Raw genomic sequence first — 13,237 nt, forward strand, 5'->3', positions numbered from 1 at the left:
ATGTTTGGTGGGCCCGACGCGGTGCCCACGCTTGACTCTGCCCAGTCGGCCCGTGACCGCGCGGCCGAGCTGCGAGCCCAGCTGCACCACCACGCCCATCGCTACTACGTGCTCGACGAACCGGAGATCCCGGACGCCGAGTACGACCGGCTGTTTCGCGAGCTGCAGGCCATCGAGGCGGCGCACCCCGAGCTGCTGACGCCCGACTCGCCCACCCAGCGCGTGCTGGGCAAGGTGCTCGACGGCTTTGCCACCGTGCGCCACGTGGTGCCGATGCTGTCGATCCGCACCGAAACCGATACCGAAGCGACCGGCGCCGAGGCCTTCGACGCCCGCGTGCGTCGCGAGCTGGAGCTGGACGAGGCCGCCGCGCCTGTCGAGTACGCCTGCGAACTCAAGTTCGATGGCCTGGCGATCAACCTGCGCTACGAGGCCGGCGTGCTGGTGCAGGCTGCCACGCGCGGTGATGGCGAGCTGGGTGAAGACGTCACGCAGAACATCCGCACGATCGGCCAGATACCGCTGAAGCTGAACGACTCGGGTGGTGTGCTGCCTGCGGTGCTCGAAGTACGCGGCGAGGTCTACATGCGACGCGACGACTTCGAGGCGCTGAACGAGCGCCAACGCGAGCGTGGCGACAAGACCTTCGTCAACCCGCGCAACGCGGCGGCCGGAGCGGTGCGTCAGCTCGACCCCGGCATCGCGGCGCAGCGCCCGCTGTCCTTCTTTGCTTATGGCCTCGGCGAGGTGCAGGGCTGGGGCCAGCCCGCTACTCACAGCGGCGTGCTCGACGCCTTGCAGGCGTTGGGCCTGCCGGTGTGCGCCGACCGGCGCGTGGTGCAAGGCGCCGCGGGCCTGGTGGCCTTCCACCGCGAGATCGGCGCCAAGCGTGACCAGCTGCCGTTCGACATCGACGGCGTGGTCTACAAGGTCAACAGCCTGGCTTTGCAGCAGCGCCTGGGTTTCGTGACCCGCGAGCCGCGCTGGGCGGTGGCGCACAAATACCCGGCGCAGGAGCAGCTCACGCAGGTCGAAGCCATTGACGTGCAGGTGGGGCGCACCGGCAAGCTCACACCGGTGGCGCGGCTCAAGCCGGTGTTCGTGGGCGGCGTCACGGTGACCAATGCCACGCTACACAACCTGTTCGAGCTGCGCCGCAAGAAGGTGCGGGTGGGCGACACCGTGATCGTGCGCCGCGCGGGCGATGTGATCCCCGAGGTGGTGGGCATCGTGGCGACCGAGCGGGCGAGCTACGTGCTCAACTTCCGCATGCCCACGGCCTGCCCGATCTGCGGCAGCGCGGTGGTGCGCGAGCCCGGCGAGATGAACCACCGCTGCAGCGGCGGCCTGTTCTGCCCGGCGCAACGCAAGCAGGCCATCCTGCACTTTGCGCAGCGCCGCGCGCTCGACGTTGAAGGCCTGGGCGAGAAGCTGGTCGATCAACTGGTGGACGGCGGCCTGATCCGCACGCTGCCCGAGCTCTACAAGCTGGGCGTGTTCAAGCTCGCCGCGCTCGATCGCATGGCCGAGAAAAGCGCACAGAACGTGGTGGACGCGCTCGACAAGTCCAAGCAGACCACGCTGCCGCGCTTTCTCTACGGCCTGGGCATCCGCCACGTGGGCGAGGCGACGGCCAAGGACCTGGCACGGCACTTCGGCACGCTCGATCGCATCCTCGACGCGACCGTCGAGCAACTGCTCGAGGTGAACGATGTCGGCCCGGTAGTGGCGCAGAGCATTCGTACGTTCTTCGACCAGCCGCACAACCGCGAGGTGGTCGAGCAACTGCGCGCGGCTGGCCTGACGTGGCCCGAAGGCGAGCCCGCTGCCGACGCGCCCAAGCCGCTGGCCGGCAAGACGCTGGTGCTGACCGGCACGCTGCCGACGCTGTCGCGCGATGCGACCAAGGAGCTTATCGAAGCGGCCGGCGGCAAGGTGGCGGGGTCGGTGTCCAAGAAGACCGATTACGTGGTGGCGGGCACCGAAGCCGGCAGCAAGCTGACCAAGGCCCAAGAGCTGGGCGTGACGGTGCTGGACGAAGCCGGCCTGCAAGCCTTGCTGGCGTCGGGTTCGCCGCCAGCCCAGGAGTGAGCCATGGCCGTGCGCGAGATCTTGAAAATGGGCGATCCGCGCTTGCTGCGCGTGGCTCAGCAGGTGCTGGCCTTCGACACGCCCGAGCTGCATGCGCTGATCGCCGACCTGTTCGACACCATGGCCGCCGCCGGTGGCGTGGGCTTGGCCGCACCGCAGATCGGCGTGGACCTGGCGCTGGTGATCTTTGGTTTCGACCAGAGCGAGCGCTACCCCGACGCGCCGCCCGTGCCGCGCACGGTGCTGCTCAACCCGGTGGTCACGCCGCTGTCTGCCGACGAGGAAGAGGGCTGGGAAGGGTGCCTTAGCGTGCCGGGGCTGCGCGGCGTGGTGCCGCGCTTCACGCGCATCCGCTACACAGGCTTCGACCCGCTGGGCCAGCCCATCGAGCGCGAGGCCGAGGGCTTTCATGCCCGGGTGGTGCAGCACGAGTGCGATCACCTGATCGGCAAGCTTTACCCGATGCGGGTGCGCGACTTCTCGCGCTTTGGCTACACCGAAGTGCTGTTCCCGGGGTTGGACGCGCCGGCCGACGACTGAGCTTGCATCGTCAGCCTGGGAGGCCTCAGCGCGCGGGGCGCAGCACGATCGTCACCAGCAGCGACGAGTCTTCGAGCGCGCGCAGCGCGTGCGGTTGACCACCATCGAGCAGCAGCATTTGCTGCGGCCGCAGCATCGTGACGCTCGAATGGGTCACCTCGACGCAGCCTTCGATGCAGTGGATCGTGATGGTGCCGGGCACCTTGTGCGAGGGCAGCGAGCGCTCGCGCGGCAGAACCAGGCGAATTACTTCGAGATCGCTGGTTTTGATCAGCGCCGTGGTGCGCGCCTCGCCCAATTGCGATCCCAAGGGCGCGGCGTCGATCACCTCGCCAGAAACAGCACGTTGCAAAGCCATGGTCAGCTCCTTTGCTTAATCAGCGTCATGGCGGTGCCGATGAGCGCCGAGACTTCGCTCATGTTGCCCGGCACGATCATGGTGTTGTTCTTCTGGGCCAATTGGGCGTAAGCCTCGACGGCCTTTTCGGCCACCTTGAGCTGCACGGCCTGCTCGCCGCCCGGCTGCTGGATGGCCTGCGCCACCTTGCGGATGGCATCGGCCGTGGCGTCGGCCACCGCCACGATCGCCGCGGCCTGGCCCTGGGCCTGGTTGATTTCGGCCTGACGCTGGCCTTCCGAGCGGGCGATGAAGGCCTCGCGTTCGCCGCTGGCCAGGTTGATCTGCTCTTGCTTGCGCCCCTCGGAGGCCGCGATCAGCGCGCGCTTCTCGCGCTCGGCGGTGATCTGGGCCTGCATGGCGCGCAAGATCTCGGCGGGCGGCGTGAGGTCCTTGATTTCGTAGCGCAGTACCTTTACGCCCCAGTTGGTGGCGGCTTCGTCGAGTGCATTCACCACCGAAGCGTTGATCTGGTCGCGCTCTTCAAAGGTCTTGTCGAGCTCCATCTTGCCGATCACCGAGCGCAGCAAAGTCTGCGCCAGCTGGGTGATGGCGAACACGTAATTGCTCGAGCCATAGCTGGCACGCATCGGATCGGTGATCTGGAAGTAGATGATGCCGTCCACCTGCAGCTGGGTGTTGTCCTTGGTGATGCAGATCTGGCTGGGCACGTCGAGGGGGATCTCCTTGAGCACGTGCTTGTAGGCCACCCGATCCACAAAGGGCATGATGAAGTTCAGCCCTGGCACCAGCGTGGTGTTGTATTTGCCGAGACGCTCGACCACCCAGGCGTGCTGCTGCGGCACGACCTTGATGGCTTGCGTGACGAAGACGATGGCCAGAACGAAGAGGACGAGTGCGATTTCCATGCGGGGCTTTCGGGTTTGAATCGAGGCGGGCGGCTTCAGCGCCCCAGGACGAGGGTGGCGCCGTCGATGGCGCGGATCACGTAGTCGCCCGGGCCGGTGGGCGGCGTGCCGCCTTCGTAGCGGGCATCCCAGGGCGCGCCGCGGTGCTGGACGCGCGCGGTGCCGTCCGCATGCCAGTGCGACACGTGAACCGTGTTGCCGATATCGAGATTGACGTCGGGGTTGGCGCGCGATGCGGGGGTGGGGCGCGAGGTGCGAACGACGTGCCACAGCACGACGGCACCGCCACCCACCACGGCGGCCATCACGAGTTGAGTGGCGTGGCTGGCTCCCAGGCTGGCCGACAACGCGGCGGCAGCCAGCCCCAGGGCCAGCATCAGCAGGTAAAAGGTGCCCGAAGCCAGCTCTAGGCCGGTCAGGACGCCGGCGGCGATCCACCACATGGTCGAGTCGGTCATGGAGAATTCCGGTTGAAGCTCAGGCCGTGCGCCGGGCGCCTTGATGGCTCGACCAGCGGGCCGAGCCAGTTTACGCGCTTGCCCGAAAAAACGGTGTGACGCCTCGCACACGGTCATCCGACGGCCCTACACTTCGCGCTTTGTCGTTTTGACCGGCCATTTGCCCCGGTCGCGGAGGCTCCGCCATGCAGCGTTTTCACTTCCCCATCGTCATCATCGACGAGGACTTTCGCTCCGAGAACACCTCGGGTCTGGGTATTCGCGCGCTGGCCGATGCCATCGAAAAAGAAGGCTTCGAGGTGGTGGGCGTCACGAGCTACGTCGACCTGTCGCAATTCGCCCAGCAGCAAAGCCGCGCCAGCGCGTTCATCTTGTCGATAGACGACGAAGAGTTCGGCAGCGGTTCGAAAGAAGAAGTCGATGCCGCGCTGAAAAACCTGCGGCAGTTCGTCAGCGAGATCCGCTTCAAGAACGCCGAGATCCCGATCTATCTGTACGGCGAGACGCGCACGGCGCAGCACATCCCGAACGACGTGCTGCGCGAGCTGCACGGCTTCATCCACATGTTCGAGGACACGCCCGAGTTCGTGGCGCGTCACATCATCCGCGAGGCCAAGAGCTACGTCGATTCGCTGGCGCCGCCGTTCTTCCGGGCGCTGGTCGATTACGCGCACGACGGCTCCTACTCGTGGCACTGCCCGGGCCACTCGGGGGGCGTGGCCTTCTTGAAGAGCCCGGTGGGGCGGATGTTCCACCAGTTCTTCGGCGAAAACATGCTGCGCGCCGACGTTTGCAACGCGGTCGATGAACTCGGCCAACTGCTCGACCACACCGGCCCGGTGGCGGCGTCCGAGCGCAACGCGGCGCGCATCTTCAACGCCGACCATTGCTACTTCGTCACCAACGGCACGTCCACGTCGAACAAGATCGTCTGGCATCACACGGTGGCGCCGGGCGACGTGGTGGTGGTGGACCGCAACTGTCACAAGTCCATCCTGCACGCGATCATCATGACGGGCGCCGTGCCGGTGTTCCTGACGCCCTCGCGCAACCACTACGGCATCATCGGCCCGATCGCGCAAAGCGAGTTCGAGCCCGAAACCATCCGCCGCAAGATCGCCGCCAACCCGCTGCTCAAGGGCGTGGACCCGAAAAAGGTCAAGCCGCGCGTGCTCACCATCACGCAGAGCACCTACGACGGCGTGCTCTACAACGTCGATCAGATCAAGAACATGCTCGACGGCACGATCGACACGCTGCACTTCGACGAAGCCTGGCTGCCGCACGCGACCTTCCACGACTTCTACAAGGGCATGCACGCCATCGGGCGCGATCGGCCCAAGACCAAAGAGGCGCTGGTGTTTTCGACGCAGTCCACGCACAAGCTGCTGGCCGGGCTGAGCCAGGCGTCGCAGATCCTGGTGGCCGACTCCGAACAGCGCAAGCTCGATCGCTCGCTGTTCAACGAGGCCTACCTCATGCACACGTCCACCAGCCCGCAGTACGCGATCATCGCGAGCTGCGACGTGGCCGCAGCCATGATGGAGCCCCCGGGCGGCACGGCGCTGGTCGAGGAGAGCATTCAAGAAGCGCTCGACTTCCGCCGCGCGATGCGCAAGGTCGACAAGGAATTCGGCCGCGACTGGTGGTTCAAGGTCTGGGGCCCCGAGAAGCTGGCTCACTCGGGCGTGGGCGACCGCGAGGACTGGGTGCTCAAGGCCAACGAGAAGTGGCACGGCTTTGGCAACCTGGCGCCGGGCTTCAACATGCTCGACCCGATCAAGTCGACCATCATCACTCCGGGGCTCGACGTGTCGGGCAAGTTCGCCAAGACGGGCATCCCGGCGAGCATCGTCACCAAGTATTTGTCCGAGCACGGCGTGGTGGTCGAGAAGACCGGCCTGTACTCGTTCTTCATCATGTTCACCATCGGCATCACCAAGGGCCGCTGGAACACGATGCTGACCGCGCTGCAGCAGTTCAAGGACGACTACGACAAGAACCAGCCGATGTGGCGCATCCTGCCCGAGTTCTGCGCCAAGCACCCGCGCTACGAGCGCATGGGGCTGCGTGACTTGTGCCAGTCGATCCACGAGATGTACGCCCGCAGCGATATCGCGCGCCTGACCACCGAGATGTACCTGTCAGACCTGCATCCGGCCATGAAGCCCAGCGAGGCTTATGCCTACATCGCCCACCGCAAGACCGAGCGCGTGGGCATCGACCAGCTCGAAGGACGCATCACCACCTCGCTGCTGACACCGTATCCGCCGGGCATCCCGCTGCTGATTCCGGGTGAGCGCTTCAACAAGAAGATCGTCGATTACCTGCGTTTTGCTCAAGCGTTCAATGCGCAGTTCCCGGGCTTCGAGACCGATGTGCACGGCCTTGTCGAAGAAGAATTGCCGAACGGCGAGGCGCGCTTCTACGTGGACTGCGTGCGAGACGACTGAGCCGTCAGTCTTTGATCGCTCAGTCCTTCAGGTCCGGCTCGAAGAAGATCCAGCGAACCTGAGCGAACTCTTTGCGCAAGTCTGCTTCGACGCGGTTGATGGCTTCGATCAGGCCGACCTCGCTGCCTTGCGGCGTCATGCGCGCCTTGATGGCCAGCATGATGTCGCCGCCCAGTTGCTGACTCAGCACGTTGTAGACCTCGGCCACTTCGGGGCGGGCACGCAAGAAGCTGCGAATACGCCGCAGCGTCTCGGGTTCTGCCGACTGCCCAACGAGCAAGGCCTTGACCTCGGCGCCCACGAGCACGGCCACCAGCACCAGCATGGCGCCGATGGCGATGGAGCCGATGGCGTCCCACACGGGGTTGCCGGTGGCCATGCTCAACAGCACGAAGCACAGCGCCAGAGTCAGGCCAGCCAGCGCGGCAATGTCTTCGCCCACCACCACGATCAGCTCGCTTTGGCGAGACTCTTTGAACCAGCGCCACATGCTCTTGCTGCCGCGCCCCTTGTTTAGTTCGCGCACGGCACCCCAGAGCGAGACGCCCTCGGCCACCACGCCAAACGCGAGGATGGCCACGGCTACCCAGGCGTGTTGCACCGGCTCGGTGTCGTGCAGCTTGTGCACGCCTTCGTAGATCGAAAACAGGCCGCCCATGCTGAACAGCATCAGCGCGACGATGAAGCTCCAGAAATAGATGGCCTTGCCGTAGCCCAGCGGGTGGTCGGCGGTGGGCGGCTGCTTGGCTTCTTTCAGCCCCCAGATCAGCATGGCCTGGTTGCCGCAGTCGGCGTACGAGTGAATCGCTTCGGCCAACATCGACGACGAGCCGGTGAAGATGGCGCCCGCGGTTTTGGACAAGGCAATCGCGAAATTCGCGCCCAGCGCGAACAGGATGGATTTCAAGGAATCGGACGAGGCGGACATGGTGGTCAGGCTGCGGATCACGGGGCGCAGTGCGCCGGGAATGCTCAAGTCGAGCGGGCTCGCAGGATAGCTGACAACCGACTGACGAGGTGTGTCAGCTCTTCAGGCGCAGACCACCAGATTGGCGGGCGGCGTTCTTGCCCAGTTGCACATGGGCACCGTGGCGGCAGTAGCGGCCGCGCAGCTCTTGAATCATCTCGGCAAGCGAATTGGCATCCGGGATCTGCTCGCGGTAGCGGTTGAGCACCATATCGGCCAAGTCCAGCAACTTGGCGTTGTAGGTCTTGGCGCCTTGCATGAACAGCGATTTGGCGGCGGATCCGGGCGAGCCGGCGAGCGCGTGCGTCATGGCCTGTTCTGCCAAGGTGCCGATGCTGGCGTGTCCGACGCGAACGGCTTCTTCGTAGGGCGGGTGCAGTCGCGCGGTGCAGGCCAGCAGTTCGCTGGACGCCTTGGATACGCAAAACCGGGCGGCGAGTTTCTGTATCCACCCGTCCGCATCCGGCAACTCGAGTTCGGTGGCTTTGAGCCGCGCCAGCAGGCCGAGCATGTTGCAGGCAGCTTCAAAGTCGAAATCTGGCTCACTCATGTCGTCCGACAGGCTCTTGACCAGTCGGACCACCTCGGCGACCTGCCGATGCTGCATCTGTTGCAGCACCTGCACGGTCTGCAGCAGGCGGCGCAGGCGGCCGCTGTTTTGCTGCTTGTCGAAAGCGTGCGACAGCGTGTCGAGGCAGCGTTGCACGCCCTTGCTGTCCTTCTTCTCAAAGCGCATCTGCGCCAGCATCACCAGCGTCTGGTAGTCGTACATCTTGCTGCTCACGCCCAGCGTGGTGGCGCGCTCCAGCATGCGGGTGGCGATGTCGGTCTTGCCCAGGTAGAAGGCCATCATGCCGAGCTTTTGCAGCCGACCGATCGACGAGGGCGTGATGTCCACCGCGCGCTGGTAGGTCTCGAACGCCGCCTCAAAGTCGCCCTGCTCCAGTTGGGCGCGCCCCATGATGTCGAAGGCGTCGGCGTAGGTCGGGTTGTCGGAGATAAGGCTTTCCAGCGTGCGCTTGGCAGGGCCGTGCTGCCCGGCCTCCATGTGCGCGCGAGCAATGCCGAGCTTGGCCCAGGGCAGGGCCTTGGCCTGACGAATTGCTTCAAAGAGCTGGCGAGCGTCATCGTGACGGCCCAGGCGCAGCAGCAGTTCGGCGCCGATGCGGGCGGCGTAGAGCCAATATTCCTCGCGCTTGTTGAAGCGTGACACGCACAGCTTGGCGGCGTGCTCGAAGTCGTCTTCCTCGATGGCCTGGAAGATGTGCTTGAGCACCTTCTTGCGATGGCGCGCCAGATGCAGACGCTCGGCGAGGCTGTGCGAGTTGTGCGGCTTGAGCAGATAGCTGTCGAGCGCGGATTCGGCCGCCTCGGCCACCTTGGCGTACGAGGCCTCGGCCGTCACCATCACGAACACGGTCGAGAACGGCAGGATCTGCGCGCGGCGCAGGTCTTCGAGCAGATCCTGGCCCGAGACGGCCGAGTCGTCGAAGTGGTAGTCGCACAGCACGACGTCGAACACGCGGTTCTCGAGCACCTTGCGCGCATCGGCCAGCTTGCCGGCCTGCACCACGGTGGTGACGCCCAAGTCTTGCAGCATCCCGCTCAGGATGCTGCGCGACGTGGGGTTGGCGTCGATGATCAACGCCTGGCAGTTGTGCATGTCGGCGGCTAGTCCGCGCATCGGAATCCTCAGGTTCGCTGTCCGTGAAAGACTTCGCAGCGTTGGCGGCCCTGCGATTGACCGTGATACGTGAGCATTTCGGCTTGCTGGCCGCGTAACTTGAACAGGGCAAGAAAAATGGCACCCGGAGGTGCCATTGCAGACGGCGGGCGTGACATACGCCACGCATTTGCGCGTCACGCCTTTAGCCTTTACTTGAAGAGGTCCTTCACGCGGTCCGTCCAGCTCTTGGCGTTCGGCGAGTGCTTGTCGCCGCCTTTCTTGAACGACTCGTCGAGCTCCTTGAGCAGCTTGCGCTGGTGTTCGGTGAGCTTGACGGGGGTCTCGACGGTGATGTGGCAGTACAGATCGCCGGGGTAGCTGGAGCGCACGCCCTTGATGCCTTTGCCGCGCAGCCGGAACGTTTTGCCGTGCTGCGTGCCTTCGGGCAATTCGATCTCGGCCTTGCCGCCCAGCGTGGGCACGGTGATGCTGCCGCCCAGCGCGGCCGTGGTCAGGCTGACCGGCGCGGTGCAGTGCAGATCGTCGCCATCGCGCTCGAAGATCTCGTGCTGCTTGATGCGGATCTCGATGTACAGATCGCCCGCCGGCCCCCCGTTGGTGCCGGGCTCGCCGTTGCCGGCCGAGCGGATTCGCATGCCCTCGTTGATGCCGGCCGGGATCTTGACCTCCAGCGTCTTGTTCTTTTTGATCTTGCCTTGGCCGCTGCAGGTGGTGCAGGGCTCCGGGATGATCTTGCCGTTGCCGTGGCAATGCGGGCAGGTTTGCTGGATGCTGAAGAAGCCTTGGCGCAGGTGCACCTGGCCCGAGCCGTGGCAGGTCGGGCAGGTCTTGGCGCTGGTGCCGGGCTTGGCGCCGGAGCCGCTGCAGGTTTCGCAGTTTTCCCAGCTCGGGATGCGGATCTGGGTTTCCTTGCCGTTGGCCGCTTCTTCGAGCGTGATCTCCATGGCGTAAGACAGATCGGCGCCACGGTAGACCTGCTGCCCACCGCGACGCCCCCCGCCGCCACCCTGGCCGCCGAAGATGTCGCCAAAAATGTCGCCAAAGGCTTCGGCAAAGCCGCCAAAGCCCTCGGCGCCCGGGCCGCCGCGCCCGGCGCCCATGTTGGGGTCGACGCCGGCGTGGCCGTATTGATCGTAGGCCGCCCGCTTTTGCGGGTCCGAGAGCATCTCGTAGGCCTCCTTGGCCTCCTTGAATTTCTCTTCGGATTCCTTGGCCTGGTCACCCTGGTTGCGGTCAGGGTGGTACTTCATCGCGAGCTTGCGATAAGCCTTCTTGATGTCTTCGTCCGAGGCGTTCTTGGCAACGCCGAGGACTTCATAAAAGTCGCGCTTGGCCATCTTGGTGCTCGTTGGTTCGCGTGGGTGGGGGCTATCAGGTCAGCGCCTGAAACCAGACAGGCACAGGGGCGCAGAGATGGTCTCTGCGCGCCCTGTGCCCGTGTTCGTGCGCCAGATGAGGGTCAGTCTTTCTTGACTTCCTTGAAGTCGGCATCGACCACGTTGTCGTCGGCCGGCTTGCTCTGGGCTGCTGCGGCTTCCGGGCCACCGGCCGCGCCACCGGCTGCGGCCTGCTGGGCCTGGGCGTCGGCGTAGACCTTCTCGCCCAGCTTCTGGCTGGCGCTCATCAGCGCTTCGCTCTTGGCGTCGATCGCGGCCTTGTCGTCGCCCTTGATGGCTTCTTCGACTTCCTTGATCGCGGCTTCGATCTTGTCCTTCTCGCCCGCTTCGAGCTTGTCGGCGTACTCGGTCAGCGACTTCTGCACGCTGTGCACCAGCGCGTCGGCCTGGTTCTTGGCCTGCACCAGTTCGACCTTCTTCTTGTCTTCGGCGGCGTTGAGCTCTGCGTCCTTCACCATCTTCTGGATCTCGTCTTCAGACAAGCCCGAGTTGGCCTTGATGGTGATCTTGTTTTCCTTGCCGGTGCCCTTGTCTTTCGCGCCGACGTGCAGGATGCCGTTGGCGTCGATGTCGAACGACACTTCGATCTGCGGCGTGCCGCGCGGTGCGGGCGGGATGCCTTCGAGGTTGAACTCGCCCAGCAGCTTGTTGCCCGAGGCCAGCTCGCGCTCGCCCTGGAAGACCTTGATGGTCACGGCCGGCTGGTTGTCGTCGGCGGTCGAGAAGGTCTGGGCGAACTTGGTCGGGATGGTCGTGTTCTTGGCGATCATCTTGGTCATCACGCCACCCATGGTCTCGATGCCCAGCGACAGCGGGGTCACGTCGAGCAGCAGCACGTCGGTGCGGTCGCCCGAGAGCACCTGGCCCTGCACGGCGGCGCCCACGGCCACCGCTTCGTCGGGGTTGACGTCCTTGCGCGGCTCCTTGCCGAAGAACTCCTTGACCTTCTCCTGCACCTTGGGCATGCGGGTCATGCCGCCAACCAGAATCACGTCGTCGATCTTGGACACGTCCACGCCGGCATCCTTGATGGCGGTGCGGCAGGGTGCAATGGTGCGTTCAATCAGCTCTTCGACCAGGGCTTCGAGCTTGGCGCGCGTCAACTTGATGTTGAGGTGCTTCGGACCCGATGCGTCGGCCGTGATGTAGGGCAGGTTGATGTCGGTCTGCGTGCTGTTCGACAGCTCGATCTTGGCCTTTTCAGCGGCTTCCTTCAGGCGTTGCAGCGCCAGCACGTCCTTGCTCAGATCGACGCCTTGGTCTTTCTTGAACTCGGAGATGATGAAGTCGATGATGCGCTGGTCGAAGTCTTCGCCGCCCAGGAAGGTGTCGCCGTTGGTCGACAGCACTTCAAACTGCTTCTCGCCGTCGAGGTCGGCGATTTCGATGATGGACACGTCGAACGTGCCGCCACCCAAGTCGTACACGGCGATCTTGCGGTCACCGGCGCCGTGCTTGTCCAGGCCGAAGGCCAGGGCGGCGGCGGTGGGTTCGTTGATGATGCGCTTGACGTCGAGGCCGGCGATGCGGCCGGCGTCCTTGGTGGCCTGGCGCTGCGCGTCGTTGAAGTACGCCGGCACGGTGATGACGGCCTCGGTGACCGCTTCGCCCAGGTAGTCCTCGGCGGTCTTCTTCATCTTGCGCAGCACTTCGGCCGACACCTGCGGGGGGGCCATCTTCTTGCCGCGAACTTCAACCCACGCGTCGCCGTTGTCGGCGGCGGCGATGGTGTAGGGCATCAGGTCGATGTCCTTCTGCACTTCTTTTTCGGTGAACTTGCGGCCGATCAGGCGCTTCACCGCGTACAGCGTGTTCTTCGGGTTCGTGACGGCCTGACGCTTGGCCGAGGCGCCGACGAGGATCTCGCCGTCTTCCTGGTAGGCAATGATCGACGGCGTGGTGCGCGCACCTTCGCTGTTCTCGATCACCTTGGTGGTGTTGCCTTCCATGATGGCCACGCACGAGTTGGTGGTGCCCAGGTCGATGCCAATGATCTTGCCCATGTGATTGCTCCTAAGTCTGGAATCTGAAATTTGCTTGTTATGGATGTGTGGATGCGTCGGCCGATTTCAAGCGCTCATTTCGGCGCGGCGACGGTCACCAGGGCCGGGCGCAGCACGCGTTCGGCGATCGAGTAGCCTTTTTGCAGCACGGTCACCACCGTGTTGGCCTCCTGATCGGCGGGCACCATGCTGATGGCCTGATGCTGATGCGGGTCGAACTTGGTGCCCGCGGGCGGGTTGAGCTCGACGACCTTGTTGCGCTCCAAGGCCGACGCCAGCTGACGCAGCGTGGCGTGCACGCCCTCCAGCATCTGCTCGACCGAGCCGGCCTGCTGCGCGGCGTGGGTGGCGATGGCGGCTTCGAGGCTGTCTTTG

At 64.9% G+C, this 13,237-nt stretch carries 11 protein-coding genes; 3 read left to right on the plus strand and 8 right to left on the minus strand.

Going from position 1 to position 13,237, the window contains the following annotated elements; genetic code table 11:
* The gene (ligA, locus tag ACE3SS_RS06770) at positions 1 to 2,091 is read left to right on the plus strand and encodes an NAD-dependent DNA ligase LigA (protein ID WP_374592415.1); all 2,091 of its coding nucleotides are present in this window, start codon (positions 1 to 3) and stop codon (positions 2,089 to 2,091) included.
* A gap of 3 nt (positions 2,092 to 2,094) precedes the next feature.
* Positions 2,095 to 2,631, plus strand: a complete 537-nt coding sequence (gene def, locus ACE3SS_RS06775) for a peptide deformylase (RefSeq protein WP_374592405.1) — start codon at positions 2,095 to 2,097, stop codon at positions 2,629 to 2,631.
* Positions 2,632 to 2,656: 25 nt separating this feature from the next.
* Here def and ACE3SS_RS06780 read toward each other — a convergent pair whose 3' ends face one another.
* Genes ACE3SS_RS06780 through ACE3SS_RS06790 form a run of 3 tightly spaced genes read right to left on the minus strand, consistent with a single transcriptional unit; the run spans position 2,657 to position 4,355 of the window.
* Positions 2,657 to 2,989: a hypothetical protein gene (locus ACE3SS_RS06780; RefSeq protein WP_374592406.1), complete on the minus strand. Its 333-nt coding sequence runs from the start codon at positions 2,987 to 2,989 to the stop codon at positions 2,657 to 2,659.
* Positions 2,990 to 2,991: 2 nt separating this feature from the next.
* The gene (locus tag ACE3SS_RS06785; RefSeq protein ID WP_374592407.1) at positions 2,992 to 3,897 is read right to left on the minus strand and encodes an SPFH domain-containing protein; all 906 of its coding nucleotides are present in this window, start codon (positions 3,895 to 3,897) and stop codon (positions 2,992 to 2,994) included.
* 35 nt (positions 3,898 to 3,932) lie between these two features.
* Positions 3,933 to 4,355: an NfeD family protein gene (locus tag ACE3SS_RS06790; protein ID WP_374592408.1), complete on the minus strand. Its 423-nt coding sequence runs from the start codon at positions 4,353 to 4,355 to the stop codon at positions 3,933 to 3,935.
* Positions 4,356 to 4,540: 185 nt separating this feature from the next.
* Between ACE3SS_RS06790 and ACE3SS_RS06795 the strand changes: the two genes are divergently transcribed.
* Complete coding sequence (locus tag ACE3SS_RS06795; RefSeq protein ID WP_374592409.1) at positions 4,541 to 6,808, plus strand: Orn/Lys/Arg decarboxylase N-terminal domain-containing protein; 2,268 nt, start codon at positions 4,541 to 4,543, stop codon at positions 6,806 to 6,808.
* A gap of 19 nt (positions 6,809 to 6,827) precedes the next feature.
* On the opposite strand, the gene ACE3SS_RS06800 is transcribed toward ACE3SS_RS06795, so the two are convergent.
* From ACE3SS_RS06800 to grpE, 5 genes are all read right to left on the minus strand, one after another.
* Positions 6,828 to 7,736, minus strand: coding sequence for a cation diffusion facilitator family transporter (locus ACE3SS_RS06800; RefSeq protein WP_374592410.1), 909 nt, complete (start codon positions 7,734 to 7,736; stop codon positions 6,828 to 6,830).
* Positions 7,737 to 7,830: 94 nt separating this feature from the next.
* On the minus strand, positions 7,831 to 9,459 hold the full coding sequence (locus ACE3SS_RS06805) for a response regulator (RefSeq protein ID WP_374592411.1): 1,629 nt from the start codon (positions 9,457 to 9,459) through the stop codon (positions 7,831 to 7,833).
* 191 nt (positions 9,460 to 9,650) lie between these two features.
* Positions 9,651 to 10,799: a molecular chaperone DnaJ gene (dnaJ, locus tag ACE3SS_RS06810; protein ID WP_374592412.1), complete on the minus strand. Its 1,149-nt coding sequence runs from the start codon at positions 10,797 to 10,799 to the stop codon at positions 9,651 to 9,653.
* A 122-nt stretch (positions 10,800 to 10,921) separates the two neighbouring features.
* Positions 10,922 to 12,862, minus strand: a complete 1,941-nt coding sequence (gene dnaK / locus ACE3SS_RS06815; protein ID WP_374592413.1) for a molecular chaperone DnaK — start codon at positions 12,860 to 12,862, stop codon at positions 10,922 to 10,924.
* A 74-nt stretch (positions 12,863 to 12,936) separates the two neighbouring features.
* Positions 12,937 to 13,237 (minus strand): nucleotide exchange factor GrpE (grpE, locus tag ACE3SS_RS06820; RefSeq protein WP_374592414.1); only part of this gene is annotated, 301 nt, incomplete at its 5' end.

The sequence above is a fragment of the Aquabacterium sp. genome, from assembly GCF_041915145.1.
In the GTDB taxonomy this organism is placed as follows: Bacteria; Pseudomonadota; Gammaproteobacteria; order Burkholderiales; family Burkholderiaceae_C; genus Aquabacterium.

Coding starts and splice junctions, on each gene's coding strand:
- ligA (WP_374592415.1), top strand. CDS start 1: ATGTTTGGTGGGCCCGACGCGGTGCCCACGCTTGACTCTGCCCAGTCG.
- def (WP_374592405.1), top strand. CDS start 2,095: ATGGCCGTGCGCGAGATCTTGAAAATGGGCGATCCGCGCTTGCTGCGC.
- ACE3SS_RS06780 (WP_374592406.1), bottom strand. CDS start 2,989: ATGGCTTTGCAACGTGCTGTTTCTGGCGAGGTGATCGACGCCGCGCCC.
- ACE3SS_RS06785 (WP_374592407.1), bottom strand. CDS start 3,897: ATGGAAATCGCACTCGTCCTCTTCGTTCTGGCCATCGTCTTCGTCACG.
- ACE3SS_RS06790 (WP_374592408.1), bottom strand. CDS start 4,355: ATGACCGACTCGACCATGTGGTGGATCGCCGCCGGCGTCCTGACCGGC.
- ACE3SS_RS06795 (WP_374592409.1), top strand. CDS start 4,541: ATGCAGCGTTTTCACTTCCCCATCGTCATCATCGACGAGGACTTTCGC.
- ACE3SS_RS06800 (WP_374592410.1), bottom strand. CDS start 7,736: ATGTCCGCCTCGTCCGATTCCTTGAAATCCATCCTGTTCGCGCTGGGC.
- ACE3SS_RS06805 (WP_374592411.1), bottom strand. CDS start 9,459: ATGCGCGGACTAGCCGCCGACATGCACAACTGCCAGGCGTTGATCATC.
- dnaJ (WP_374592412.1), bottom strand. CDS start 10,799: ATGGCCAAGCGCGACTTTTATGAAGTCCTCGGCGTTGCCAAGAACGCC.
- dnaK (WP_374592413.1), bottom strand. CDS start 12,862: ATGGGCAAGATCATTGGCATCGACCTGGGCACCACCAACTCGTGCGTG.